At 66.3% G+C, this 26820-nt stretch carries 27 protein-coding genes; 1 reads left to right on the top strand and 26 read right to left on the bottom strand.

Annotated elements, in window-relative coordinates; genetic code table 11:
- Nucleotides 1–6: 6 nt before the first annotated feature.
- The gene (locus tag THIARS_RS14240) at nt 7–1842 is read right to left on the bottom strand and encodes an ATP-binding cassette domain-containing protein (RefSeq protein WP_094161464.1); all 1836 of its coding nucleotides are present in this window, start codon (nt 1840–1842) and stop codon (nt 7–9) included.
- Nucleotides 1826–2860: an HlyD family secretion protein gene (locus THIARS_RS14235; protein ID WP_094161463.1), complete on the bottom strand. Its 1035-nt coding sequence runs from the start codon at nt 2858–2860 to the stop codon at nt 1826–1828. Before THIARS_RS14235 ends, THIARS_RS14240 begins: the two co-directional genes overlap by 17 nt.
- A 294-nt stretch (nt 2861–3154) precedes the next feature.
- Here THIARS_RS14235 and THIARS_RS14230 point away from each other — a divergent pair, with 294 nt between their 5' ends.
- Nucleotides 3155–4432, top strand: coding sequence for a TolC family outer membrane protein (locus tag THIARS_RS14230; protein WP_245845929.1), 1278 nt, complete (start codon nt 3155–3157; stop codon nt 4430–4432).
- Nucleotides 4433–4666: 234 nt separating this feature from the next.
- Here THIARS_RS14230 and THIARS_RS14225 read toward each other — a convergent pair whose 3' ends face one another.
- The 24 genes from THIARS_RS14225 to THIARS_RS14120 form a co-directional block, all read right to left on the bottom strand.
- Nucleotides 4667–5119, bottom strand: a complete 453-nt coding sequence (locus tag THIARS_RS14225; protein ID WP_094161461.1) for a universal stress protein — start codon at nt 5117–5119, stop codon at nt 4667–4669.
- A 26-nt stretch (nt 5120–5145) separates the two neighbouring features.
- Nucleotides 5146–5637 carry a translational machinery protein gene (locus THIARS_RS14220; RefSeq protein WP_245845928.1) on the bottom strand — a complete coding sequence of 164 codons (492 nt, stop codon included), beginning with the start codon at nt 5635–5637 and terminating at the stop codon, nt 5146–5148.
- Entirely contained in the window at nt 5634–6032 is a 399-nt protein-coding gene (locus tag THIARS_RS18370; protein ID WP_141202428.1) for a polyphosphate kinase 2 family protein, read from the bottom strand. The genes THIARS_RS14220 and THIARS_RS18370 overlap by 4 nt, the downstream gene beginning before the upstream one ends.
- A 56-nt stretch (nt 6033–6088) precedes the next feature.
- A complete protein-coding gene (locus THIARS_RS14215) occupies nt 6089–6985 on the bottom strand; it encodes a F0F1 ATP synthase subunit gamma (protein WP_094161460.1) in 897 nt (298 codons plus the stop codon).
- Nucleotides 6986–6987: 2 nt separating this feature from the next.
- Nucleotides 6988–8523, bottom strand: a complete 1536-nt coding sequence (locus THIARS_RS14210) for a F0F1 ATP synthase subunit alpha (protein WP_094161459.1) — start codon at nt 8521–8523, stop codon at nt 6988–6990.
- Nucleotides 8507–9247: a F0F1 ATP synthase subunit B family protein gene (locus THIARS_RS14205; protein WP_094161458.1), complete on the bottom strand. Its 741-nt coding sequence runs from the start codon at nt 9245–9247 to the stop codon at nt 8507–8509. The genes THIARS_RS14210 and THIARS_RS14205 overlap by 17 nt, the downstream gene beginning before the upstream one ends.
- Nucleotides 9248–9251: 4 nt before the next feature.
- Nucleotides 9252–9497: a F0F1 ATP synthase subunit C gene (locus THIARS_RS14200; protein ID WP_094161457.1), complete on the bottom strand. Its 246-nt coding sequence runs from the start codon at nt 9495–9497 to the stop codon at nt 9252–9254.
- Between the two features lie 24 nt (nt 9498–9521).
- Nucleotides 9522–10196, bottom strand: coding sequence for a F0F1 ATP synthase subunit A (locus THIARS_RS14195; RefSeq protein ID WP_094161456.1), 675 nt, complete (start codon nt 10194–10196; stop codon nt 9522–9524).
- Nucleotides 10193–10507, bottom strand: a complete 315-nt coding sequence (locus THIARS_RS14190) for an N-ATPase subunit AtpR (protein ID WP_186436688.1) — start codon at nt 10505–10507, stop codon at nt 10193–10195. The genes THIARS_RS14195 and THIARS_RS14190 overlap by 4 nt, the downstream gene beginning before the upstream one ends.
- Nucleotides 10504–10800 carry an AtpZ/AtpI family protein gene (locus THIARS_RS14185; protein WP_094161454.1) on the bottom strand — a complete coding sequence of 99 codons (297 nt, stop codon included), beginning with the start codon at nt 10798–10800 and terminating at the stop codon, nt 10504–10506. The genes THIARS_RS14190 and THIARS_RS14185 overlap by 4 nt, the downstream gene beginning before the upstream one ends.
- Nucleotides 10801–10821: 21 nt before the next feature.
- Nucleotides 10822–11229, bottom strand: a complete 408-nt coding sequence (locus THIARS_RS14180; RefSeq protein WP_094161453.1) for a F0F1 ATP synthase subunit epsilon — start codon at nt 11227–11229, stop codon at nt 10822–10824.
- On the bottom strand, nt 11226–12662 hold the full coding sequence (gene atpD / locus THIARS_RS14175) for a F0F1 ATP synthase subunit beta (protein WP_094161452.1): 1437 nt from the start codon (nt 12660–12662) through the stop codon (nt 11226–11228). Before atpD ends, THIARS_RS14180 begins: the two co-directional genes overlap by 4 nt.
- 277 nt (nt 12663–12939) lie before the next feature.
- Complete coding sequence (gene phbB / locus THIARS_RS14170) at nt 12940–13665, bottom strand: acetoacetyl-CoA reductase (RefSeq protein WP_094161451.1); 726 nt, start codon at nt 13663–13665, stop codon at nt 12940–12942.
- Nucleotides 13666–14024: 359 nt separating this feature from the next.
- Nucleotides 14025–15158 carry an ABC transporter permease gene (locus THIARS_RS14165; RefSeq protein WP_094161450.1) on the bottom strand — a complete coding sequence of 378 codons (1134 nt, stop codon included), beginning with the start codon at nt 15156–15158 and terminating at the stop codon, nt 14025–14027.
- Nucleotides 15159–15172: 14 nt separating this feature from the next.
- Nucleotides 15173–16309, bottom strand: coding sequence for an ABC transporter permease (locus tag THIARS_RS14160; protein WP_094161449.1), 1137 nt, complete (start codon nt 16307–16309; stop codon nt 15173–15175).
- Entirely contained in the window at nt 16306–17262 is a 957-nt protein-coding gene (locus THIARS_RS14155; protein ID WP_094161448.1) for an ABC transporter ATP-binding protein, read from the bottom strand. Before THIARS_RS14155 ends, THIARS_RS14160 begins: the two co-directional genes overlap by 4 nt.
- Nucleotides 17259–18203 carry an ABC transporter ATP-binding protein gene (locus THIARS_RS14150; protein WP_094161447.1) on the bottom strand — a complete coding sequence of 315 codons (945 nt, stop codon included), beginning with the start codon at nt 18201–18203 and terminating at the stop codon, nt 17259–17261. The genes THIARS_RS14155 and THIARS_RS14150 overlap by 4 nt, the downstream gene beginning before the upstream one ends.
- Entirely contained in the window at nt 18200–19192 is a 993-nt protein-coding gene (locus THIARS_RS14145) for an HlyD family secretion protein (protein ID WP_186436687.1), read from the bottom strand. The genes THIARS_RS14150 and THIARS_RS14145 overlap by 4 nt, the downstream gene beginning before the upstream one ends.
- A gap of 52 nt (nt 19193–19244) precedes the next feature.
- Entirely contained in the window at nt 19245–19388 is a 144-nt protein-coding gene (locus THIARS_RS18680; protein WP_186436686.1) for a hypothetical protein, read from the bottom strand.
- A gap of 190 nt (nt 19389–19578) precedes the next feature.
- Nucleotides 19579–20139 (bottom strand): TIGR01841 family phasin, encoded by a 561-nt coding sequence (gene phaP / locus THIARS_RS14140; RefSeq protein WP_094161446.1) that lies wholly within the window; start codon nt 20137–20139, stop codon nt 19579–19581.
- 142 nt (nt 20140–20281) lie between these two features.
- The gene (locus THIARS_RS14135; RefSeq protein ID WP_094161445.1) at nt 20282–21685 is read right to left on the bottom strand and encodes an MBL fold metallo-hydrolase; all 1404 of its coding nucleotides are present in this window, start codon (nt 21683–21685) and stop codon (nt 20282–20284) included.
- Nucleotides 21682–22641, bottom strand: a complete 960-nt coding sequence (locus THIARS_RS14130) for a ribose-phosphate diphosphokinase (protein ID WP_094161444.1) — start codon at nt 22639–22641, stop codon at nt 21682–21684. Before THIARS_RS14130 ends, THIARS_RS14135 begins: the two co-directional genes overlap by 4 nt.
- Before the next feature lies 1 nt (nt 22642).
- Nucleotides 22643–24190, bottom strand: coding sequence for a thymidine phosphorylase family protein (locus THIARS_RS14125; RefSeq protein WP_094161443.1), 1548 nt, complete (start codon nt 24188–24190; stop codon nt 22643–22645).
- Nucleotides 24187–26607: a phosphoketolase family protein gene (locus THIARS_RS14120; protein WP_094161442.1), complete on the bottom strand. Its 2421-nt coding sequence runs from the start codon at nt 26605–26607 to the stop codon at nt 24187–24189. Before THIARS_RS14120 ends, THIARS_RS14125 begins: the two co-directional genes overlap by 4 nt.
- Nucleotides 26608–26820: the final 213 nt, after the last annotated feature.

Here is a 26820-nt window from a genome sequence, read left to right as displayed (position 1 = left end):
CGTGCCTCATGCCGCCCTCCGGATCTGCGCCTCGTGCGACTGCACCAGGGCCACGAAGGCATCGTCCATGCTCGGTGCCGGTTGCGCGTCGGAGCGCGCCCGGGCGCGGATGTCCTGCGGCGAGCCGAAGGCCAGGATATCGCCGAGCGACATCAGCACCAGATGGTCGCAGTACTCCGCCTCCTCCATGAAGTGGGTGGTGATCATCACCGTCACGCCGGACTCGGCCAGCAGATTGATGCGCTGCCAGAACTCGCGCCGCGCCAGCGGATCGACGCCCGAGGTCGGCTCGTCCAGGAAGAGGATGGAAGGCTCGTGCAGCAGCGCGCAGGCCAGCGCCAGGCGCTGCTTGTAGCCCAGCGGCAGGTCGGCAGCGTTGGCGTCGGCGTACGCATCCAGTTCGAACTCGCGCTGTGCCCAGTCCAGGCGCAGCGCGCGCCGGCGTCCGCGCAGGCCGTAGGCCGATGCGAAAAAACGCAGGTTCTGCGCCACGCTGAGATTGCCGTAGAGCGCGAATTTCTGCGATACATAACCGATGCGCGCGCGTGCCGCGGCCGGGGCATCGCGCAGATCCACACCGGCCACGCGCAGGGTTCCCGAGCTCGCCGGCAGCAGGCCGCACAACATGCGGAACACGGTGCTCTTGCCGGCGCCATTCGCGCCGAGCAGGCCGAACACCTCGCCGCGTTTCACGCTGAAGCTGATCGATTTGACCGCCTCGAAGCTGCCGAACAGCCGGCGCAGTTCATGCACCTCGATCACCGTCTGCGCCCCCGGAGCCGGACCTTGCGCGGCAAGATGCGTTGGGTCGCGCGAAACCCATCCACCCTGCCCGGAAGCACCGCGCGCACCGTCCGATGCGATCCGGGTCCGGGCCACCGGCTCCATGTCATCCTTGGTCGCAGCGCCCGCATGCGTCTGGCGCAGCAGACTGACGAAGGCGTCCTCGAACCGCGGGCGCGCGGGCTGCCAGTCCTCATCGTCCCGCGGCAAGGCCGCAGGGCCCTGCACGACAACCCGCACGCCTTCGGCTTGCACCCTCGCATCGAGCACGCCTGGGCGCGCCTGCAGAATCGCCTGAAGCGGACGCCTGCGCAACGCGCCGTGGCGAACGGTATAGCAGTGCCCTGCCAGAGGCGCCTCGAAGGCCTGCGGGTGCTGCTGCGCCAGCAGGGTTCCCTCGTTCAGCAACAGGATGTCGTCGCACAGTTCGGCCTCGTCCAGGTAAGCCGTGCTGACCAGCACGGTCACCTCCCGGGCACGCAGATCTTTAATGATGCTCCACAGCTCCCGCCGCGAGATGGGGTCGACACCGACCGTCGGCTCGTCGAGCAGCAGCAGGCGCGGGGCGCGCAGCAAGGCACAGGCCAGCCCCAACTTCTGCTTCATCCCGCCCGAAAGCGCACCGGCGCGGCGCTTGCCGAACGGCCCCAGGGCGGTCAGGCGCAACAATTCGTCGAACCGTGCGACGCGTCGTTGCGCATCCAGTCCCTGAAGGTCGGCGTACAGGTTCAGGTTCTCCTGCACCGTGAGGTCTTCGTACAGACCGAAGCGCTGCGGCATATAGCCGATGTCTTGCTGAATGGCCGCGGCGTCATGGCGCGTGTCCCGGCCCAGCACCCTCACCTGCCCCGCATCCGGCAACAGCAGGCCGGCAGCCAGGCGCATCAAGGTGGTCTTGCCGGCGCCATCCGGGCCCAGCAGTCCAGTCACCCGCCCGGCGGCAATTCTCGCGCTCAGGCCCTTCAGCGCCTCGACCTGCCGCTTTCCCTGCAGGAAATGCTTGTGCGCGGCTTCGAACACCAGGGCTGAGCCCTCCACCGCATCATCCGGCGCAGACATCTTGCGGGACGCGTTGCGGAGCGTTGTCGTGCAGCGGCACCTCCACCGTCACCGGCATGCCAAGGCGCAGCATGCCCTGCGGGTTGCAGGCGTACACCCGCACGCGGTAGACCAACTCGGCACGCAACTCGGTGGTCTGTACGGACTTGGGCGTGAACTCGGCGGTGGGCGAAACGAAGCCGATCCAGCCCGCGAATGCCTTGCCTGGAAAACTATCGCTCAGGATGCGCGCGCGCATGCCGGACGCCACCCGCCCCAGCTCGCGTTCCGGAACATAGGCGCGCACCCACACCGGGTTGGTCAGCGCGATGGTCATGACCGGAGTCTGCGGCGCGGCCATATCGCCCACTTCCAGGATGCGGCTTTGCACCACGCCGGCGTCGGGCGTGCGCAGTTCGGTGTCGGCAAGCTGGCGCTGCGCCAGGGCCAGCGCGGCCTGGTCGGCCCGCACCTGGGCGCGGGCGGCGGCAATGTCCTCCTTGCGTGGACCTTGCAACACCAGGCTCAAGGCCTGCCTGGCCTGCTGCAGATGGGCTTGGGCCGTCTTGCGCGCCTGGGCAGCGTTGTCCAGGCTCTGCCTGGGGAGAAAATCCGCATCGACCAGGGACTGCTGGCGCTGGAAAGTGACCTCGGCATTCTGCAGCGCGGCCTGCGCGGCATCCACGCCGGCGCGCGCCTCCGCGATCTCCTGCGGCCGATTACCGGCGACCAGCTTGGCCAGGATGCTCTGCTGCACCGACAACGCAGCCTGGGCACGATTCACGGCGTCCTGGAAACGCGCAGGGTCGAGCCGCGCCACCGGCTGGTCCTTGTTCACCGGGTCGCCCTCCTGCACCAGCAGTTGCGCGACACGGCCTGCATCGTTGAACGCCAGCTGGACCTGCCTGAAGTCGATGTTGCCGTAGAGCGTGAGGCGCTGCGCCGGTGGCCTGGAGCGGTGCAGCACGCCATAGACCGCCACGCCCGCGGCAATCAAGACGAGCATGAGAACCACAGCGGCGAGGCGCTTGCTTTTCATGGTTGGCGGACGAGATGGTCCGAAGACTGGCCTGCGGGCTATTGTCGCGCCCGGGCCAGGCGGTCCCTTGATGCAGCGCAAACAAGCCAGGCGACCGCCGGCTAGCATGAAAGCCGCTCAGACCGTGACTGAACCCGCGCCTTCCGCCCTTTTATGCGCCACCCTCATTTCAAGCCTCTGCGGCGCTCGGGCGCGTACCTCCCGGATGTTTGCGTCCAGCTTCGCCGACGAGCACGGATTCTGGCGGCACTGGCGCTCGTTCTCGGGCTGGCTTGCGCGGCGCGCGCGGAAACTTTGATCCAGGTCTTCGCACAGGCCCAGCAGTACAGCCCGGCGCTCCGCAGCGCACAAGCCAACTACCAGGCCGCGCTGTCACGCGTGCCGCTGGCCAGGTCCCGCCAGCTGCCTCAGCTCACGGCGGGCGCGAGCCTGAGCGAGAACGCGCAGGACAACAGCGAGAACCCGCTGCTGCAGCGATTCGGATTCCCCACCAACTGGGACTACATCGCCCGCGACATCAACCTCACCGCAACCCAATCCCTGTATCGGCCAGCTGATGGCATCAACGTGAGCCAAGCGGAAATTGGCGCGCGCATCGCCTATACGCAACTGGCGTACCAGAATCAAAATCTGATGGTGCAAGTGGCCGCAGCCTATTTCAGCGTGCTGTCCGCACAGGACAGCCTGCGCTCCTTGCGAGAGCAGCACAAGGCCATTCGCCAGCAGCTCGCGTCCGCCAGGCGCAATTTCGCGGCGGGCAATGGCACCATCGTGGACGTGCGCGACGCGCAGGCGCGCGACGACCTGACCGGTGCCAAGGTCATCGCCGCGCGCAATCAAGTCGCACTGGCCGATTCGGCGCTGCAGCAGCTGACCGGACGCGTGCCCGGCCGACTTGCGGGCCTCACCGCAGACATCCGCCTGCCAGACCCCGGAGGAGATCTGCAACACTGGGCGCAAGCGGCACAAGGCCGCAATCTCGTCGTCGAGCAGGCCAGGCTGGCGGTGGAGGTCGCCCGGCTGGAGGCGAAGAAGGCGGCAACCGGCCATCTGCCCACGGTGGATGCCTACGCCCGGCTGGACCATGCCAGCACCAGCGGGGGCAGCAATCTGTTTCCCTTCGGCAACCGCGCTGACATCGCCTCGATCGGGGTGCAGGTGCAAGTGCCCATCTTCACGGGCTACGGCGTGCAAAGCCATGTGCAGGAAACCGCGCATCTGCTCGACAAGGCCCAGGCCGATCTCGATACGGCGCGCCTGGCCGCCGCGCAGGATGCACGGGCGGCCTATCTTGGCCTGGAGTCCGGCCGCGCCCAGGTCAAGGCTCTGCAGACGGCCGTCCGCTCCAGCCAGAGTTCGCTACAGGCCAACGAAACCGGCTACAAGGTCGGGGTCCGCGTGAATATCGACGTGCTCAATGCCTTGTCGCAGCTGTTCGACATGCAGCGCCAGGCCGATCAGGCGCGCTACGACGTCCTGGTGAGCGCGCTCAGGCTCAAATTGGCCGCCGGTGAACTGGACCAGCAGGACCTGGACACCATCAACGCCCTGCTCCAGCCCGCTTCGCCTTGACCCTGCGTTCAGGCGACGACGGGTGATTTCCAGGACAAGGGCTTGGTGTCGCCATCCATCCCCCCTTCAGAACGCCATGGTCCGCCTCAGTTGGAGACGCGCCAGAAATGAGGATGCGGTTCATGCACACGCATGGTCGTTCATACGCTTGGCAACATGAGCGATTCGAAAGAGCGATTCGACCCGCTGGCCAGGCCCGGCATGCAGCCGGGCCTGGCCAGCGCAATCTTCGGATCAGGGCGCGGCCTGGTGTTGCGGATGGACGATGAGCACGGGTATCGTGCTGGCTCTGGCCACGCCTTCGGCCACGCTGCCGAGCAACAGATGGCGAACGCCGCTGCGGCCATGGCTGCCGATGACGATGAGGTCTGCGCCCCACTCCCTTGCGTCCGCGACGATGGCGTCGGCGACACGCGGGTTGCGCGGGTCGGTTTCGACGACGGCGGTGCAGGTGTCGAGCCCCCACAGCGTGCCCTGCTTCATCCAGCCGTCCAGCATGAGCCGCGCGTCGTTGTGCATCACCGTCAGCAAGCTCGGCACGGCGCCGACGAAGCCGTCATAGTCGATCACGGTGAGAAAGCGCAGCGCGGCCTTGTGCGCGCGTGCCAACGCGATGCCGTGTTCCGCGGCGACGCGCGCCGTGTTGCTGGCATCGACAGCAACCAGAATCTTCGTGTAAGGCGACATGGTCGTGACCCGTTTGCGCGCGGCGTTCAGGATGGGCGGTGGGTCGGCGCGCGCTTGGACCCTGTGGCATGACTCTCGCTGGTTTTCTTCGGCTTGCCGGGATCGTTCACTTCCGCCACGGCCGCGGCAGGGAAATCGCCCAGCATGCGGTCCTTCACCCTGAAGTAATCCCGCGCGTGCCTGGCGAGTTGGCCGTCCGTCGGGTGGTCCGCGGTTTCCAGCCCCAGCACGCGCTGGGCGACGGCCGGGTCATGATGCTGCAAATGCCTGAACAAGGCCAGCTTGGCCTGGCCGGGACCGGTGATCAAGATTTCCCGCGCGTCGACCAGCGCCTGCGCGATGCCGTGGTAGTAGGACTGGTCCGCCTCGGCCTTGCCCGGTCCCATGGCACCGCGCCTGTGGTGCACGTGCGGATTTCCGGTGGCCTCGACGACGGCCTTCTCGACATCCTCGGCATCGATGAACAAGACATGGGCCTGGGCGTGATCAACCCAGACGACGGCGTGACGGTGTGTCATGTCAACTCTCCTTTGAAAACAAAAGGTCGGAGCAACGCTTCCCGGAAGCAAGAAACGTGGCCGGATTCCTCGTCAGATTGCGCAGCCTTGCTGTCGATCGAGATACATGAACTGGACATCGGCGGATCTCCTGGGTATTGCACGATCCGATCGGGGCGCGACCATTCTCTCCTGGAACGCCGCAACCCCCTATGAAAAGGCGGCCCTGGGATCTGGACGCCCCAACGCACGCCCTTTCCATGCTTGTAATGCATCTGCAACGACGAATCTATGATCAGGCTCAAACGCGCTCGTTTCTTTCCGCCGGCACACGCCACGAACGACGGCGCGGCGGCGACGTGGGTGCGGGAGAACATGGCATTGCGGGCGGTGCTGGCGTCAGTCGGTATGTTCATGTGGGACAGGGTCCTTCTGCTCGGTTGTTCGATCCGCCGCATGAGTTGGACTCGCGTCATGCAAGGCCGAGTCGTCTTGCATTGGTTGGGGACGACGGCTTCCCAGCTCCCTGGCGGCTGGCCGCCTCGCCCGTGGCGAGTTCGATGATTTCCGCCGTGATCTCCTCCTGCCGCACCACGCGCTGGGTTGCTTGCAAGGTTGTCAGCTGGCGTTCGATCTGCTTGCCTGCGGAGGCCATCGCTTCCATGCGCGCTTCGTTCTCCGCGGCGAACGCGTGGAGCGCGGCCTTGCAGAGCTGGGCGTGCACGTAGGCCGCCGTAAGGTCCTGCAGGAGTTGGGCGGGCGCCAGATTCATCAGGGGCACGTCGTTGTGCGTGGAACGGGAGAAATCAGCCATGTTCATCGGAAACAGGCGCCGGCGCTCGACACGAACCCCATCGGCACGCCCCGAGAGGCTGAAGACGGCGTCCAGCCTGTCAACCTTGCCGGCCGCGAGCTTGGCATACAAGGCCTCCACGATGCGGTCGGCAAGCCTGGGAACGCCGAGCGCATGCGCCGGCATGGGGTGCTTCCAGCCTGGAGTCACGCCTCTTTCGGCCGCGATGGCGCCGCCGCGGGTTCCCACCAGAAATAGATCCGCAGAGGCAAGGTCGTTCGACGCGGCATCGAGCACCCGCTCGCTGAAGGCTCCGGCGAAGCCTTGTTCGGCGCAAAACAGCACCAGGGCCTGACGCGCCGGCTTATTTGAGCCGTCGACCGCCGGGGCCGGGGCCAATGCGAGGGCGTGGCCGATCCCGACCGCGATGCTCGCTGCATAGCTGTCCACGGCGGCGAGCTGCCCGCGGCTGTGCTGCGCGCGCGCCGCGGCGATTCCGCGCATGGCATTCACCACGGCGCCCAGTTGGCGGATGGCGTCGATGTGCGCGCCGATCTCGGCAAGGCGCTCGGTCATGACTACCCTTCTCCCCGTGTCGGCGCGAGGGCACGAAGATGCCCACCGAGCGTGGCGATGAGCGCGCTCCTCTGCGCCTCATCAAGCATGCCTGTGTCCTGAATTTGGCGCACGGCGTCCGGTGCGCCGCGGTCGAGTATGTCCCGCAGGCCTTGCCTGAACTCGGCGATGCCTTGCGGCTCCACCGAGTCGAGCAGGCCGGACTGCAGCGCCAGAACCAAAGCCACCTCGTCCGCGAGCCGCAGCGGGGCATGCTGCGGCTGAGCGAATATGGCGCGTATCCGCGCCCCGCGTGCGAGCTGCTGGCGCACGCGCATGTCGGGCATGCCGCCGAAGCGGGTGAACATTTCAAGCTCAAGGAACTGCGCGTAGTCCAAGCGCAAGGTTTCGGCGGCCTGGCGCAGCGCCGGCGCCTGCGTCTTGCCGCCGACCCGGCTGACACTGGTGCCGACGTCGACCGCCGGCTTCTGCCCCTGGTAGAACAGCTTGGCGTCGAGAACGATCTGCCCGTCCGTGATGGAAATCAGATTGGTCGGGATATAGGCGCTGAGGTTGCCGGCATCGGTCTCCGCGATGGGCAGTGCCGTGAGCGAGCCGCCGCCCTTGGCCTTGGAGAGCTTGGCGGCGCGCTCCAGCAGCCGCGCATGCACGTAGAACACATCGCCCGGATAGGCTTCACGGCCCGGCGACTGGCGCGTGAGCAGCGCGATCTCGCGATGGCTGGCGGCGTGCTTGCTCAAGTCGTCGATCACGACCAGTGCATGCTGGCCACGATCACGAAAATGCTCGGCCATGGTGAAACCGGCGTATGGGGCGATCCACTGCAGCCCGGGCGAACTCGCCGCGCCGGCGACCACCACGATGCAACGCTGCGGAGCGCCGCGCGTCTGAATCGCATCGATGGCGCGGCGCACGCTGGCGCTCTTCTGGCCGACGGCGATATAGACGCACACGATGTCGCTGGATTTCTGGTTGATGATGGTGTCGATGGCGATGGTGGTCTTGCCGATGGCGCGATCGCCGATGATGAGTTCGCGCTGCCCGCGCCCCAGGGCGAACAGCGTATCCACCACCACGAGTCCCGTCTGCACCGGTTCGGTCACGAGGTCCCGATCGATGATGGCTGGCGCAGGCCGTTCGATCGGTTCGAGCGCCTCGGTGGCGATCGGGCCCTTGCCGTCGAGCGGACGGCCGAGCGGGTCGACGATGCGGCCCAGCAGCGCGGCGCCCACCGGAACACGCACCACATCGCCGGTGCCGCGCACCGTATCGCCAGCCTCGATGGCGGATACGTCGTCGAACAGCACGCAACCGATGTGGTCGCGTTCGAGCATCTGGGCAAAGCCGAATTGCCCTTTGTCGAAGCGCAGCAACTCGTCGAGCCTCACATCAGGCAGGCCCGAGACCAGTGCAATGCCGTCGCCAACCTCCTCGACACGGCCGATCTGCTCGACTTGCGGACCCAGCGCTGCCGCGCCGATCCTCGTCCGCGCCTGGTCCAGCCATGCCTCGGCGCGTGCGTCAGGGGCGGTGGCCATGGGAGATGTCCGCGAACATGCGATTCAGGTCGGCGCGCCAGCTGTTGGTCACGGTGAGATGCGGACCGTGGAATTCGAGGCCCGCGATCAGTGCCGCATCGACCTTGAAGGTCAGCTGCATGGGCGTGCCGAATGCCTCGTGGATGAGCGCCCGATAACGCTCCTGCTCCGCCGGATCGAGCACGGTGCCGCTCACCACGTCCGCTGCCCCGGCCTGCACTGCGGATCGCCGCACGGCCTCGGGCAAGGCACGAATCTCACTCAGCAGCCAGTCCAGGAATGCAGCCCGGATTGCCGCACCGTCCAACCGCTGTGCCAGGCGCAGGGCCATGTCCAGCGCGAGGCGGCCGGCACGGTCGGACCAGGTCTGAACGGCCGCCGCCTCTTCTTCGGCCAGGGCCGCGCGGGCGGCAACCGCGATCTCCTGCGCCTGCACCTGCGCGTCGTGCAGGCGCGCGGCGCGCTGCCGTTCGGCCTCGGCCTGCGCGGCGCTCAACAGGGCTTCGCGCTCCTGCGCCAGCCCGGCGCGAGTCCGCGCGATCTCGGCGAGCGCGTCCTGCGCCTCGCGGCGCCTGCTCTGCGCGTCGTCGAGCATCTGCCGAGCCGCAAGCTGGCGCTTGGCGATCACGTCCGCCACCGGACGCCAGAAAAAGCGTCCGAGCAGCCAGACCAGGATCAGGACATTGACGGTCTGCAGGCCGACCGTCCACCAATCGATGGTCATGTCGTCATTTCAGCAGCGGATTGGCGAACAGCAGCAGCAGCGCGATCACCAGACAGTAAATCGCCATGGTCTCAATCATGGCCAGGCCGACAAACAGCGTGCGCGAAATCGTGTTGGCGGCCTCCGGCTGACGCGCGATGGCATCCATGGCCGCCGCCACGGCACGGCCCTCGCCCAAGGCCGGTCCAATGGCTCCGAACGACACCGCGATGGCGGCTGAAACGATGCTGACGACGGCTAACCAGTTCATGTTGACATCCTCGGGTTGATCAAACTAGGAGGGGGTTGAGTGGCCTTCGCGGATCGCGCCAGCAATGAAGACCATGGCCAGGATCGTGAAGATGTAGGCCTGCACGGCGCCCGTGAGCAAGTCGAGGGCCATCAAGGGAATCGGCACGAGCAGGCCTGCGAGCGACAGCACGATGCCGATCACGAACACGCCACTCATCACATTGCCGAACAAGCGCACCATCAGCGAAAAGGTGCGCGTGAGGCTCTCGATGAAATTCAGCGGAATCATGATCGGATTCGGCGAAGCGAACGTGGCCAGATAGCCCCGCACCCCGCCGGCGCGAATGCCAAAGACAACCACCGCGGCGAAGACCAGAAGCGCAAGCGCGAGATCGGTTTCGAGTTGCGCCGTCGGCGGTTTGATGCCAGGCACCAGCGACGACCAGTTGGCGACGAAGATATAGACGAACAGCGTGCCACAGAAAGCCCGGTAGGCTGGTGGTTCGAGATGCATGGTTTCGCGAATTTGGGCGTCCAGCGCATCCACCATCAGTTCGAGCATGGCCTGGCCGCGCGAGGGCTCCAGGGCCAGACGCCGTCTTGCGAACAGCGCGCCGAGCACCAGCGCGGCCATGATCACCCAGGTGACGAGAACGGCCTGCGTGATCGGCGCCGGCCCGATATGGAAGATCACCTCGCTTGCCAGGGGTGATTTCATGCCAAGCCCCGGTTGAGCCATGCCAAGGCCGTGCCGCGTGCGAGGAGAACACCCGCCAAGGCAACCAGAATTCCCAGCGCTCCAGCCCTGCTGGACAGAGCCAGCACGACCGAGAGCAGGATGAAGCGCCCGGCCGCCAGGGCCACGATGGTGACGGCATGCCGGCGGCTTGCGAGCAAGCCGCGGGCTTGCCAATAGATAGCGTAATAAAAGGCCAAACCGGTGCAGAATCCCGCCGCTAGAGCCAGCGCAAGGGCCGGCGCAAACACGCCCGCCGACATGCCGTCGATGTATGCATGCCAGCCGTTCATGCGCTTTTCATCCATGTCCAGGCCGACCAGCAGCCCAGCGCCAATCCAAGCATCAACAGGGGTGCCGTGAAGAACAAACCCGTGTCGAAGATGCGGTCGAGCCAACGGCCGGCATAGATCCCAAGCAACATGGGCAGAACGATGATCCAGCCGAGCACGCCGATCTGCGCCAGCCAGTGCGCCACGGAGAGCTGGCCCTCGCGCAGCCATCGTTCGTGCCGCTCGCCGCGACGCCGGGCCTCGTGCACCAGCGGGTCGTTGGCGTCGTCGGGTGGGTTCGGTGGCACGGCCATGGCTCCTGTCCTCCAGCCTGCCTACAGCCCTTGTCTGCCAGGGCGTAGGTGCCGCATGATCTGGCGAATGGCGCTTAGCTGCAGGCGCGTGCTCTCCACGCGCTCCACGCGCTCCAGATCGGCATCGGTGCGAAAGCGCGCCAGCACCGTAGCGTCGAGTTGCACGAGATCGTCGCCAGCAACTGCCTCGCGGGTTGCAATCGTCACGTCATGCCCTCCCGTGATGGACAGGACACCGCGACGCACAGCGCAATACCGCCGCGTCGCGTCTCCGCGCTGCCAGCTCACGACGGAGATCATCAGGCAGGTCAGAAAATCCGCGTGGCGCGGCAGGATGCCGAAACTCCCGCTGGCATCTTCGGCACGCAGGGCAAGCACGTCGTCGTCCTGGACCACGACGGACAGCGGCGTGACGATGCGCAACCTCATGTCCCGGCCCCATGATCCGCGCCGACGCTCGCGGCCGCGAACTCCTTTTGCCGCGCCTCGTCCAGGGTGCCGACCATGTAAAGCGAGTTCTCCGCCCAGTCGTCGGCCTCGCCGTCGAGGATGGCGCGGCACCCAGCCAAGGTGTCGGCGCGGCGCACGCTGCGGCCCGGCGTGCCGGTGAATGCCTCGGTGACGGTGAAAGGCTGGCTCAGGAAGCGTTGCAACCGGCGCGCCCGCGTGACGATCAACCGATCGCTGGCACCGAGTTCTTCCACACCGAGCAGCGCGATGATGTCCTGGAGGTCCCTGAAGCGCGCCAAGGTCTCTCGCACGCGCTCGGCAATGCCGTAGTGCGCCTCGCCGACAACCAGCGGATCGAGCAGCACCGACGATGTCGTCAGCGGATCGATCGCCGGGTAGAAGCCTTCGGCCGCCAGTGCGCGCGAGAGCATGATGTTGCTGTCCATATGGCTCGAAATGGCCGTCACGGCCGGGTCGGTGAAATCGTCCGCCGGAACGTAAACGGCTTGAATGGCGGTGACCGCGGTGCCCGCCACCGAGGCAATGCGCTCCTGCAGCGCGGCCACTTCGCTGGCCAGCGTCGGCTGATAACCGACGCGCGACGGCAGCCTCCCCAACAGGCCCGACACCTCGCTGCCGGCCTGCACGAAACGAAACACGTTGTCCATCAGCAGCAGCACATTCTGGTGCTTCTGGTCACGGAAATACTCGGCAATGGTCAGCGCCGTCAGCGGAACTCGCCAGCGCGCCCCCGGGGGTTCGTTCATCTGCCCGAAGACAAGCACGGTCTGCCCCAGAACGCCGGAGCCGCGCATGTCATGGAGAAGCTCATGTCCCTCGCGGGACCTCTCCCCGACCCCCGCGAACACGGAGATGCCCTGGTATTTCTCGACCATGGCGTGGATCAGTTCCATGATCAGCACGGTCTTGCCCACGCCGGCGCCGCCGAACATCGCGCCCTTGCCGCCCTGCGCAAGCGGAGCCAGCAAATCGATCACCTTGATGCCCGTCTCGAACATTTCAGTGGCCGAGGTTTCATCCACCAGCGCAGGCGGCGGCTGATGGATACCACGCCGCGGCGTTTCGGCGGACAATGGAGGATCCATGTCGCGCACAGCTCCGGTGACGTCGAGCAGGCGTCCGAGAATGGCATCGCCGACGGGCACCGAGATAGGCGCACCTGTCGCGTGCACGGGAACACCACGGGCGAGACCCGCGGTGCCTTGCAGTGCAAGGCTGCGGACCGTCGTGGCGTCGACATGGGCCTGTACTTCGAGATCCAGGGGTTCGGTGCGATCCCAGGCGACGACCAGGGCGGTATGAATCGGCGGCAACAGGTTCGCCGCGAACGCCACGTCGACGACGGCGCCGTGAACCGACACGACATGACCGAGTTGTGCAGCAGAACCCATGGAAGCTCCGGTGGCGGCGACGATGCTCAGGACGATCCCGCCTGAAATCCATCGATCGCCTTGAGCAGAGGAGCGTGGACATCATGGCCGACTCTCCATGCACCCAAGAAACAGCCGGGAATCCCGCCTCGTTCAGCCTGTCGCGCCGGGAACCGCCATGTCTTCCTGAAAACACAGGGCGAACTATCAATCCCGTGCAGTCGTTGTCTCATATCCACGGCCATGGCGTTCTTCCTCGAGGTTTCGATCTGGCCAAACCGCCACGGTTGCAGGAACATCAGACCAGATACTGGCCGCCGTTGACGCTCAGCGTAGAGCCCGTGATGAAACCCGACTGCGCATCAACGAGGAACGCTACGGCATGGGCGATTTCTGCCGGCTGCGCCAGCCTGCCGACGGGAATTTGCGCAATCACGCCTTCCAGGACCTTGGAGTCCACGGCAGACACCATATCGGTGGCCGTGTAGCCTGGCGCCACCGCGTTGACCGTGATGCCTTTGCGCGCCGACTCCAGCGCAAGGGCCTTGGTGAAACCGATCATGCCGGCCTTGGCTGCCGCGTAGTTGGTCTGGCCGAACTGGCCTTTCTGGCCGTTGATCGAGGCGATGTTGACGATGCGCCCCCAGTTGCGGGACCGCATGCCCTCGATCACGACGCGGCTCATGTTGAAGCAGGCGCTGAGATCCGTCGCGATCACGGCGTGCCATTGCTCGAGGGTCATCTTGTGCAGCGAGGCGTCGCGGGTGATCCCGGCGTTGTTGACCAGGATCTCCACCACCTGGCCGAGATCGGCCTGCAGCTTCTGCACACCAGCCTGACAGGCCTCGGCGTCGGCCACGTCCCACTTGTAGGCGGCTATGCCGGTCCGGTCCTGAAAAGCGCGCGCCGCTGCGTCGTTGCCGTGAAAGGTCACGGCAACGCGATGGCCTTCGCGTTGCAGGCGTTCGGCAATGGCCGCGCCAATGCCGCGTGTACCGCCAGTGACGAGGGCGAGTTTTGTCATGTCGGGCTCCAGGAATGTGAACGGGCGCGAACGGTGGCCCAGGGCCTGGATGCCCGCACGACGGCGGACCGACCCACCCTAACAGCCTGTGTTCCAGGACCGCACGGCTCATCAGACAGCCTCAAGGCCGTGGAGATTCCTCTCGAGGCCCGCACCCGGGCCTTCTGAGCCCTATCAAGGACGTCGGTGCCGCCCATCGCCCGGCTCCCGCAAAGTAGGAAGGAACGCAAAGTCTGCTCGGTTTCGCGCCAAATTTCCTTGACGTGCATCAGGAGTGACGGCACCAGGCGCAACGCACGGCTTCATCGGCTCGGTGCCTGCCCATGAAACCCATGATCCCTGCAATGTTCGCCCCGTGTTCATGAATCGAGTGAAGAGCGAAAGCGCAGCACGCTGATCGTCAGCATCACCGAGGCCAGCAAGGCCAACGCGGCAAGATCGGGCCAAAGAACCTCGAATCCGACCCCCTTGAGAAAAACCGAACGGATGACAACGAGAAAGTACCGCAGGGGATTGATGATGGTGACCCACTGCAGCAGCTTGGGCATGGCTGCGATCGGAAAGGCAAATCCGGAAAGAATGAAAAAGGGATTGACGAAGAAGAAATTGAGCGCAAAGGCCTGTTGCTGCGTTTTCGAGAAGGTGGACAACAGCAGGCCCATGCCCACGACGGCCAGGAGAAACAGGCAGGCTCCAACCAGCATGACCAAGGGGTTGCCGATGAACGGCACATGAAACCAGAAGATGCCAAAGGTGCTCACGAGGGCGATGTCGCCGAGCCCGATGAGAAAGAATGGCAAGGTTTTTCCAAGAATGAACTCGGCGGGCCGGATCGGGCTGACCATGATCTGCTCGAGCGTGCCGACCTCGCGCTCCCGCACGATGGCGAATGCCGTGAGACTGACGATCTGCAGCAGCGTCAGACTGCCGATCACGCCGGGAATGAAAAACCAGCGGTCGTCGAGACTCTCGTTGAACCAGGGGCGCGCTTGAAGCGTGATGCCGAGCTCGGGCCTGGCGAGACTCTGGCGGGGGAACGCCAGCCGGCTGGCTTCATCCGCGGAGAATTGGGCGACGATCTGGCTGATATAGCCGAGCGCGATCAAGGCCGTGTTGGAGTTGGTTCCATCCACGATGACTTGCAACGGCGCGCCTTTCCCGTTCTCGAGATCCCGCTCGAAGCCGGCGTGGATGACGATGGCGATGACGGCCACGTCCTGATCAATGGCGCGGGTGATCCCGCTGCTGTTCTGGGCCGTATCGACCACGTCGAAACGGGACGATGCCACGAAATGCGAGATCAGGCTGCGGCTGGCCTGGCTTTGGTCGAGGTCGAGAACGGCCGTTGCGACGTGATGCACGGTGAATGTCGCGGCATAGCCGAACACCAGCATCTGGACGAGCATGGGAACGATGAGGCGAAACATCGCCCAGCGATCCCGCCGGATTTCCAGAAACTCCTTCATCAGCATGACGAACAGGCGGTCGAACATAGCGTGAACAGGCCCTAGTCCAGCCGTTTGTGAAAGGCCCGCGCGGCCAGCCAGACGATGAGCACGGCGAAGGCCACCAGAGCGAGAAGCGGCTGCCACAGATCGGCCAGACTGCTGCCCTTGAGGAAAATGGCGCGCAGGATGGTGACGTAGTACCTGGGATAGACGATGAGCGTCAGGGCCTGGATCGGGGCCGGCATCTGATCGATCGGGAAGGTGTAGCCGGACAGCAGCGTGGTTGGCAGCATGGTTACGAGCAAGGCGATCTGGCTCGCCCCGAGCTGGCTTCGGATGTGCACCGAAATCAGATAGCCGATACCCAGGATGACCAGGCTGAAGAGCGCGGTGGCCACGAACAGGGTGCCCAGATTCCCTCGGAAAGGAACGCCGAACCAGAACACGGCGCCGGCAAGGCAGATCGTGGCGTCGACCAGGCCGATGATGAAATACGGAATGAGCTTGCCGAGCATGACCTCCAGGGCCGTGACCGGGGTGGAGATCAACTGCTCCATGGTTCCCCGCTCCCACTCCCTCGAAACGGTCAGCGAGGTGAGCTGCGCGCCGACCAGGGCGAGGATGACCGCGACCACGCCGGGAATGATGAAGTTGCGACTGTCCAGGGTTTCGTTGAACCAGGTGCTGGGCTCGAGATCGACTTGGCCGAGGAGCGAGGGCCGAACTCCATGTGCGGCCGCCCATTGCGTCTGGATCTGGGCGTTGGCCTGCGCGACCACGCCCTGGATGTAGCCCAGCGCGATATTGGTCGTGTTGACGTCGGTCGCGTCGAAAACGGCTTGCAAGGATGCCGTGCCCGTGGCGGCCAGGACGCGCGAGAAGTCGACGGGAATCACAATGGCGGCGATGCATTGCCCGCCGTTCATGGCATTGCGGATTCCAGCCTGGTTGTGGAGCACCTTGCTCACGGAAAACCAACCGGCGGCATCGAAGCGGCCCACGATGGCGCGACTGAGCTGACTGTTCTCCTGGTCATACACGCACATGGGAACGTGCTTGATGTCCAGGCTCACGCCGTAGCCGAGCAGGGCCATTTGCATCAGCGGCATGAACAGCGCGATGGCCAGGCTGCGCGGGTCCCGCAGGATCTGCAGCGCCTCCTTGTACGCCATGGCGAAAAGGCGCCGCAGATTCATGGCGGGCTCCCGTTCTCGTGCTTGCCCGAGACGAGTTTCACGAATACATCCTCCAGGCTCGCCAAGACCTTGCGCGCCGGACCGGCTTCGATCCCGTGCTGGCCGAGAAAGACAGGAAGATCCTCAGCGCGCAGGCCGCCGGGCCCGAGGACGACATGCAGCTTGTCGCCGAAGATGGCCGCTTCGACCATGCCGGGCGCGCCAGCCAGGGCCTTGAGCGCGGCTCCGAGCGGGTTGCATGCGATCTCGAACAGATCGCCTCCGAGCCCATGCGTGCGCAACTCGCTCGGGCTGCCGATCGCGACGAGCTTGCCGCGGTCGATCAGCGTGATGCGGTTGCAGTACTCCGCTTCGTCCATATAGTGGGTTGACACCAGAACGGTGACGCCATCCGCGGCCAGGTCATGAATCAGGTCCCAGAAGCGGCGCCGGGCTTCGGGCTCCACGCCCGAAGTCGGCTCGTCGAGAAAGAGGACGGGCGGGCGATGCAGGATGGCGCAACCGAGCGCAAGCCGTTGCTTCCAGCCGCCCGCCAGGGTGCCGACCAGCGCGTCTTCCCGGCCCGCCAGCCCGGCCATGGCGACCGCGAACGCCATTCTTTCGCCGATATCGCGGCGAGGAACGCGGTAGATGCCGCCGAAGAAGCGCAGATTCTCACGCACCGTGAGATCGCCATAGAGCGAGAACTTCTGGGACATGTAACCAATATGCTCGCGTACATCCTGGGGCCGGGTAGCGACGTCGAATCCGGCGACCGAAGCACTGCCGTCGCTCGGCCGCAGCAAGCCGCAGAGCATCCGGATGGCGGTCGATTTTCCGGCCCCGTTCGGACCGATGAAACCCATCACCTCCCCCTTGCCGATGGTCAGGTCGAGGTGGTCCACGGCCGTGAAATCCTGGAACCGCTTGGTAAGTCCGCGCGCGACAACGGAGGACACGCTGTCGTGGGTCACGCTGCTTTTTCCGACCCGAGCAGGGCGACGAAGACATCCTCGATCCCAGGCTCGGCGGGCTCGATCTCGGCATCCACGATGCCGCTCTCGCGGAGGACGTCGCGCAACGCGGCGGTTCGCTTCGCGGCATCGTCGACGCGGATGTGGACACGGTCGCCCATGAGCAGGATGCCGAGCACGCCGGGTTTGCCGGCGAGTGCCTCGCGAAGGGCGCGCGGATTTGCCGCCGTGATGGCGAGCAGGACACCCGGCATCGCCTTCTTCAGGCGAGCCGGGGTGTCGCAATGCGGGATGGCTCCCGCATGAAACAGCGCCAGGCGCGAGCAGCGCTCGGCCTCGTCCATGTAGGCGGTCGACAAGACGATGGCAACGCCGCTCTCCCGCAGGTTGTAGAGAATGGCCCAGAAGTCGCGGCGCGATACGGGATCGACCCCCGTCGTCGGCTCGTCGAGCAGAAGCACGCGGGGCGTGTGGATCAGCGCACAAACCAGGCCGAGCTTTTGTTTCATGCCACCCGAGAGCTGGCCCGCCAGTCTGTTTTGAAAAGCCGACAGGCCGGCCGCATCCAGAAGTTCCCGCTTGCGCGCGATGCGCTGCGGCCTGGGAACGGCGAAAAGCTCGGCGTAGAAGAAGATGTTCTCCGCAACGGTGAGATCTTCGTAGAGCCCGAAGCGCTGCGGCATATAGCTCAGGCGCAATTTGGCAGCCTCCGGGTCGGCGACCACATCCACGCCGTCGACCACGATACCTCCCGCGTCCGGGCGCAGCACCCCGGCCAGCATCCGCATGACGGTGGTTTTCCCCGAGCCGTCGGGCCCGACAAGACCGAAGATCTCCCCCTTCGAGACGGCGAAATCCACGCCCCGAACCGCCCGCACGGACCCGAAACTCTTGCGCAGTTCGCGCACCTGCACGGCGATGTCGTCAGAATCTGCGGTCATTTCCCAGCGCGCAAAAGTGCGATTTCCGCCTGAGCAGGCATGCCTGGGAGCAGCTCGTGCGTCGGATTGTCGATGTCGATGCGGATTCGGTAGACCAGCGTCACGCGTTCGGCATGGGTCTCCACCGTCTTGGGCGTGAACTCGGCCTGAGAGGCGATGAAACCGATGCGCCCGTGATAGACATGGCCAGGGTAGGTGTCGGTAGTCACCGAAGCCGGCTCCCCCAGACGTACACGGCCCATATCCTGTTCGTTCAGATAGGCCCGCAGCCAGACATGGTCGAGATCGTCGAGCGTGAAAATGGCCACCCCTGGACCGGCCAATTCGCCCAGCTCGGCCTGCCGCACCGCCAGGACGCCGCTGAACGGAGCCTTCAGAGTCGTGTAGGACAGTGTCACGCGATCGAGCCCAACCTTCGCCTCGGCGTCCTTGAGGCTGGCCTCGGCAAGGCCGACGTTGTTGACGGCCACCTTGACCAGTGCCTGATCGCGCGACAGCGCAGCCGCCGACTGCCCGGCGGCGGTGAGGGCCTGGTCGTAGGTCTGGCGGGAGACGGCACCCACCTTCAACTGCTGTGCATCGCGCTCGAGATCGCGTTTTTTCTCTGCCAGATCGAGCCGATCGCTCAAGACGGTGTTTTGCGCCGCCGCCAGATTGCTCTGGCTGACGGCAATCTGTTGGCGGGCGACATCGAGCGCCGCCAGGTCGATCTGCAATTGCTGCCGATAGAAGCCGTCATCGACGCGGGCCAGCACGGTACCGGCCGCGACGGATTTGCCTTCATCGAAGGGCAGATCAATGATCGGCGCCTGCACATTGGTGAAGCTCAGCACGCTTTGATGCGCCTCGATATTGCCGGACACGACAACGGTCCGCGGCGCCTGCGCTGTGCCGAACAGAAGCTGCCGGGTCGGCGTCCAGAGCAGGAGCGCGCCTGCGGCCAGAACAACCGCCAGTGCGCCGAAGCCAAGACGACGGCGGGACATCATGAGGAACGGCCCGCGGCCCCAAGAGCCGCCCTGAAAGGACGCGATTCCGCAATCACGGGCGTCCGCCCGGCAGGAAGCCGCAGATCTGCAGCAGGGACAGAAGGATGCTCAGCACATCCAGGTCAAGCGAAACCATGATGAAGATCGGACGGACCGCCTTGCCATCCACCATGCTGCTGGTGAATACAGAACCCAAGGAAACAGCGAGCCGGCTTCGGTTTGTTCCCGTGAACAGATGGCAAACGGGGTGCCGGGCGCCAGGATCATCGGCGTGGAGGAATGTGAGGAAGAGAAGGCCAAACCCATGCCGAATGCTGCGGCAAGCGCCGCGGCGACGAGCGTCGCGGCCCGCATGCCTGTGGCCGGACCCGCGCCGCATCAAACCGTCAAGCCGCACCCTTGCGCGCCGAAGCCGGTTTCGCCGCGCCGGACTTGGCCGCCGCCTGGCTCAGGCTCTGCACGTCGTCGGCCACCATCTTCGTCGCCTGGGTCTGCGCTTTCTGCGCCGCGTCGAAGGCTTGCGTGGTGAAATTCATCGCGCTTTGCATCAAGGTCGACATGGCGTCGGAACCCGCCGGCAGCCCGCCCGCGCCATTCTTGGTCGCCTCGCGCATGACCTGCTGCATGCGCGCCATGCTCTGGTTGAAGGCGTCGGCGAGTTCCGCCTGGGTGCTGCCGGCAATCTCGGCCACGTGCTGCGCATAGCTCAGCGTCTTCTGGCCGGCGGTCTGCATCGGGCTGGCCGCCTGGGAACCCATGAATTCCTGCATATCGCGCGCGGACAAGGCCGTACGCATCGCCGCGGCCGCATCCATCGTGGCGTCGCGCAGGGTCTGCATATTGAGCATGGCCATTTTCTCGAATCCGTTCAGTGCTTTCTCGGCCATGCTGACCATGGACTCCAGTTCCGCCTTCTGTACCGCTTGAATCTGCTCGGTGGTGCGCATCGCCTACTCCTCGTCAAATCGCATGTCAATGTGACAAACAACACAAATCGTGGTCCATTTTGTGCATTAATGTGTTGACGTACATCAGGCGAACCCCATTGCCCGCAGGGCAGGACCTGTTTTGCCGTGCGCGGAGCTGGTTTCAGCGCAGCAAGATGGGCTCGCCCGCGCCCGGTATCTGCCAGGGTTGCTGCCGGCTTTGCAGTTGTTCGCCGAAGACTCTCATGCCGCGCTCGAAATCCCCATGCACCAGGAAGACCCGGTCCGGTTTGCCGCAACGTCCCAGCCAGGCCAGCAGCTCGCCTTGCCCGGCGTGGGCGGAAAAGCCGTTGATGGTGTGGATGCGTGCGCGCACCTGGATTTGCTCGTCGAACAGGCGCACGGACCGCGCGCCGTCGATGATCAGCCGCGCCAACGTGCCTTGTGCGGCGTAGCCGACGAAGACCACGCTGTTGGCCGCGCCCCAGAGGTTGTGGCGCAGATGGTGGCGCACCCGTCCGCCGGTCGCCATGCCCGAGCCGGCCATGATGACCGCGCCACCGCGAATGGTGTTGATGGCGACGGACTCCGAGGCATCGCGGGTCATGCGCAGGCCGGGCAGGTCGAACGGGCTGACGTCGTGCAGGCGTGCCGGGAAACCGGCGCGCATGGCTTCGGGGTAACGGGTGAACACCTCGGTCGCCGAAATGGCCATCGGCGAATCCAGAAACACCACCATGTGCGCGGGCAGGCGGCGGCGCGCAATGCCTTCGGACAGGCCGTACAGCACCTCCTGCGCCCGCTCCAGCGCGAAGGTCGGAATCACCACGTTGCCGCCGCGGGCGTGGGTTTCGGACACGGCATCGATGAGTTCGTCGATCGACTCGTCCCAGGGCCGGTGGTCGCGATCGCCGTAGGTGGTTTCCATCACCACGTAGTCGGGCGGCGCGGGCGGCGCCTGCGGATCGTCGAGCAGCGGGCGGCCGGGATTGCCGATGTCGCCCGAGAAATACACCGAACGCGTCACGCCATGGTCTTCCAGTTCGAGGAAAATCGAGGCCGAGCCGAGGATGTGTCCGGCGTTCATGAACGTGGCACGCACGCCGTCGGCCACCTGCATGGCTTGGCCATAGCCGGCCACGCCGTCGAAGAAGTCCATGGCGTGGAAGGCGTCGGCGAGGGTGTAGAGCGGCTGCGGCTCCTGCGCGTCGCCGTGGCGCTTGGCGTGGCGCGCATCGCGGCGCGCCTCCTCTTCCTGCAGTCCGGCGGCATCCGCCAGCACCAGGCGGGCGAGTTCCCGCGTGGGCGCGGTGGCGATGATGCGGCCGCGAAAGCCGCGTTTGACCAACAGCGGAATGCGCCCGCAGTGGTCGAGGTGGGCGTGGGTGAGCAGCAGCACGTCGATCTGGCGGGGATCGAAGCCGAAGTCCTCGGCGTTCTCCTCGGCCAGTTCGCGCCCGCCCTGGAACAGGCCGCAGTCCACCAGCACGCGGGCGCGGTCGGTTTCGATCAGATGGCACGAGCCGGTGACCTGCTTGGCGGCGCCGTGGCTGGACAATCGGATCATGGTTCCGCCCCTTGGCCGATGGATGGAAAAGGCGGGGCGCCGTGGCCCGCCACAGGAAGGATCATGTCCAACACGCCCTGGGCCAGGTCGGAGGTCAAGTCGATGGCTTCGACCGGGTGGTCGACCGTGTCGGTGCACGCCACGCGCGCGGCGCCAGCCTCGCGGATGGCGGCCAGCGCATCCCCGGCGAACAGGCCGTGCACGGCCACGCAGACCGGCGGCGGCGTGGCCGCCTCGCGCAGGCGCTCCAGCGCCGCGACCAGGGTGCGGCCCGAGCTGATGATGTCGTCGATCAGCACCGGGGTGCGGCCGGCGTGGCGGCGCAGATCGGGCACGGTCACGCGCACGTCCTTGTCGCCGAGACGGGTCTTCTCCAGCACCACCATGGGCGCGCCGGCGCGCCCGGCGACGTCGGCGGCCCACTGCGCGCTCTCGCCGTCCGGACCCACGATCAGCGGGTTGGCCACGTTGGCGGCGATCCATGCCGCCATGCGCGGCGCGGCGCGCAGCACGCGGCTGCGCAGGGTGTAGATCTGCGGCAGCGCGCGAATGCGATGCAAGTGAGGGTCGACCGTGAGCAGCCAGTCGAAGTGCGCCGAAAGCCAGCGCGCATAGACCCGCGCTGAAATGGCCTGCCCGGGAAGGAAACGCTTGTCCTGGCGCATGTACGCCAGGTAGGGCGCCACCAGCCCCACGCTCGCCGCGCCCAGATCGCGCAGGGTTGCGGCGGCCATCAGCAAGGGCACGGTCTTGGCGTCGGGCTGGTTCAAGGTGCACACCAGCACGGCCTGCGCGCCCGGTTCGGGAGGCTGGATTTGCGCGAGACTTTCCCCGTCCGGGAAATGGTGCACCGCACAGGCTCCCAGACCCACGTCCGCTCGCGTCGACAGAGCCTGCGCAATGCCCTTGGCACGGGCTTCGTTGCCGGGCATCGGATAGAAGGCGATGCGACTCACGTCATGATTCCAGGTGGATGATGCCTGGATGGCGATGCACGAAATCCAGCGCATAGTCGAGTTCGCCCCGCGATTCGGCATGCAGCACGAAAAGGGGCTGGCCGTGCCCGATGCGGTCGCCCACGTGGACGCCCAGCCACAACCCCGCGGTCTTGGCATGGGGCGCGCCCGCCAGCTTCGCGGCCCGTGCCAGCAGGCGGTTGTCGATGCTGGCCACGCGCCCGTCCCGGGAGGCCTCCACGGGATGCCGGTATGCCGCCACGCCCGGCTCGCACAGGCCGCCTTGCGCCTGGCAGATAGCCTGGAACTTGCGCCATGCGCGGCCATCCGCCAATGCGGCATGGGCCATGTCGTGCGCCGCCTGGCCTTCGGCCAGGCCGCCGATTTCCACCACCGCGGCGGCGATCAGCAGCGCGCGCTGCCGCAGGTCGGCGGGAGCCTCGGCGCGGTTCTGCAGCACCGCCAGCACGTCGTGGGCCTCCAGTGCGGGCCCGACGCCACGCCCCACGGGCTGCCCGCCATCGGTGACCAATCCGTGCAGCTGCAAGCCGATCGCATGGCCGGTGAGCTGCAGCGCGCGCAACAACGACTGCGCCTCGGCATGGCTGCGCACCTTGGCGGTGGGGCCGGTGGGAATGTCGATCACCACATGGGTCGAGCCGGCCGCGGCCTTCTTCGACAGCACCGAGGCGACGAGCTGGCCCTCGCTGTCGAGATCCAGCGTGCGCTCGACGCGAATGAGCAGATCGTCGGCCGGGCTCATGTTCATCGCCCCGCCCCAGACCATGCATCCGCCCTCGGCCTCGACCACGCGGCGCATGTCGTCCAGGCCGAGATCGACCCGTGTCATGGTCTCGACGGTGTCGGCCGTTCCCGCCGGCGAGGTGATGGCGCGCGAACTGGTCTTGGGCATCACCAGGCCCAGTGCCGTGGCAATGGACACGACGATCGGCGTGGTGCGATTGCCCGGCAACCCGCCGATGCAGTGCTTGTCCACCACCACCGCGTGCGGCCAGCTCATGCGGCTGCCGGTGTGCACCATCGCGCGCGTTAGGCTGGTGACTTCGGCCGTGCTCATGCGGCCGCCGGCACAGGCCGCGAGAAACGCCGCGATCTCGACATTGGACAGGCGGCCGGCCACGATGTCGCCGATGATGGCGTCGAACTGGTTCTCGCTCAGGTGCTCCCCGTAGATCTTGCCGCGCACATGGCTCATGCTGTCGCTGGGCTGAGCGTGGCGGAACCGCAGACGTTCCCCGGCGGCCGGATCGAGCCGCCGCCAGGCCGACTCGGACAGGCCCACTTCGTCGGGGCCGATCAGGTCGCCGGCGGTGAGGATGTTGAGCGTGGCGACGATGCTGCGCGAAACCCCCAGCACCTCGATGCGGGCGTGGGCCTCGAACCCCTCGGCGCGGCACACCGGCGAATCGGCCCGCAGCACCACGACGGGCTCGTGATGGGTGTCGATGCCCAGGCGCCGCGGCCGCAGGGTGAACGGCTCGGCCGGCGCGGAAGCCGCAACAGCTGGAACCGGCGCCAGAGTTTTCATCTCGGCTTCTCGTCAGCAAGCCCGCCCCAGCTGGGCTGGCTCCCGGGCCACCGCCAATCGCGAATCTCGGCCATGTCATCGAACCGTGTCCGAATGCAGAGCGCATGCTCGGCAAGCTTCGCGTCGCAATGCTCGCGCAATGCGTTCGCCCGGTCATCCCCCCGCCCCGCCAGCTCCAGGGCCTGCGCGGCGAGTTGGTAGCGGCTCAGGCGATTGCGCACGACCATGTCGAAGGGCGTGGTGGTCGCACCCTCCTCGCGGTAGCCCTCGGCGTGAAAGCGGCCGGGCTGCCTGCGCGCATGCACCAGTCCGTCGATGACATGGGGATAGCCATGGAAGGCGAACAGCACCGGCCGGTCCGGGGTGAACAGGGCGTCGAAATCCGCCTCGGGCATGCCGTCGGGGTGGTCCAATGGATGCGCCAGAGCCAGCAGGTTCACGACGTTGACCACGCGGAACGCCAGGTCGGGCACGAAGCGGCGCAGCAGATCGGCAGCGGCCAGCATCTCGAGCGTGGGTACGTCGCCGGCGGCAGCCAACACCATGGCGGGCTGGTCGGCACCGGCACCTTCGGCCCAGGCCCAGCGCCCCGCGCCCGCGGCACAGTGGCGCACCGCGCTATCCAGGTTCAGCCATTGCGGCATATGCTGCTTGCCGGCGATGATGAGATTGACCCTGCCCGTGCTTTGCAGGGCATGCTGCGCCACGGCAAGCAGGGTGTTGGCATCGGCGGCCAGGTAAACGCGCACATGGCTGTGCTTGCGGTTGAGCACGTTGTCGATGAAGCCCGGACCCTGGTGGCTGTAGCCGTTGTGATCCTGCCGCCAGGTGTGCGAAGTGAGCAGGATGTTCAGCGCCGGAAGCGGCCGGCGCCAGGGCACTTCGGACGCGGCCTTGAGCCACTTCACGTGTTGGTTGACCATGCTGTCGACGATCGGGGCGAATGCCTCGTAGCAGGCGAACAGGCCATGGCGGCCGCTGAGCACATAGCCTTCGAGCCAGCCCTCGCAGCAATGCTCCGACAGCACCTCGAGCACCCGGCCATCCGGGCTCAGATGCTCGTCATCCGCATCAACCGGCTGCAGCGTGCAACGGGCGGTGACCTCGAACACCGCGTCGAGCCGGTTGGAGACGAGTTCGTCAGGACAGAACATGCGGAAATTGCCGGTCTTGGTGTTGGCGCGGAACACCTCGCGCAACCATGCCCCGAGGACGCGGGTGGATTCGGCCTGCACCGCGCCCGGCGCCGCAAGCGCAAGCGCGATGCCTTCGACGGCGGGCAGTTGCAGATCCAGGCGCACGCGCCCGCCATCGGCATGGCGGCAGTTGCCAGGGAGCAGGTTCTCGGGCGGCAGTCCGGCCAGCAGATCGGGCAGAGGACGGCCTGCCGCGTCGAACAAGGTATCGGGCAGGTAGCTGCGCAGCCAGGCCTCGAGCTGGGCGCGCTGTACGGCGTCCTCCCGCGCGCGTGGAAGAGGCACCTGATGGGCGCGGAAGCTGCCTTCCATCGGCAGGCCGTCCACCTCGCGCGGACCGGTCCAGCCCTTGGGCGTGCGCAGCACGATCAGCGGCCAATCCGGTGTGCTGCGGCCCTGCGCGCGGCCCGCACGCCAGTCCGCCTGAATGGCGTGGATATGGCTGATGGCGGCGTCCATCGCCTCGGCTAGCTGCTCATGCACGGCGGATGGATCCCCGCCAGCCACGGTCAGCACCCTGAATCCCATGCCCTGGAAAGAACGCGCGATCTGCACGTCGTCCATGCGCCCGAGCACCGTCGGCGCGGCGATGCGGTAGCCGTTGAGGTGCAGCACCGGCAGCACGGCGCCGTCGCGCCCGGGGTTGACGAAGTGGATGGACTTCCATGCTCCGCTGGCGGGCCCGGTTTCGGCCTCGCCGTCACCCACCACGGCCAGCGCCAGAAGATCGGGGTTATCGAACACCGCGCCATAGGCATGCAGCAGGCCGTAGCCCAACTCGCCGCCTTCATGCAACGAACCCGGAATGTGCGGCCCGACGTGGCTGGACACCCCGCCGGGCCTGGAAAACATGCGGCACAGGCGCAGCATGCCGGCGGCGTCGCGCGTCATCTCGGGCCGCACCGCGCCATAGCTGGCCTCGAGCCAGACATTGGCCAGCACCGCCGGCGCGCCATGCCCGGGGCCGGCGACGAAAAGCGGCGCTGCATGCAGTCCATGGGCTGCGCGCAGCAGATGCGCATACAGCAGATTCAGCCCCGGGCTCGTGCCCCAATGCCCGAGCAGGCGCGGTTTGACATGCTCGGGCCGCAGCGGCTCGCGCAACAGCACGTTGTCCTGCAGAAAGATTTGGGCGCAAGCCAGATAGTTGGCCGCGCGCCACCAGCGATCCGCCCATGCCAACTGCGGCGCGGCCAACCGCGCTGGGATCTCGCCTGCCATGCACCATCTCCTCGTGTGCGACGCCGCATGGGCGCACGGTTGTCAATGCCATTGTGGAGAGCCCGCCATCGCGGTGAACTGATGCAGATCAAACCCTCACCAGCTCCGGCTAGGAAGCGCTCGGCAACGCCGATCATTACAAAATGCTCGCCACGTCCCAGGACATGGCCACGCCCAGGCGCCTCGTTGGGTCGGGAAAACCGCCGCCGATCC

This window comes from Thiomonas delicata (assembly GCF_900088825.1).
GTDB classification, from domain to species: domain Bacteria; phylum Pseudomonadota; class Gammaproteobacteria; order Burkholderiales; family Burkholderiaceae_C; genus Thiomonas_A; species Thiomonas_A delicata.
The sequence above is the reverse complement of the archived record's forward strand: the minus strand, read 5'-3'. Positions and strand labels throughout refer to the sequence as shown.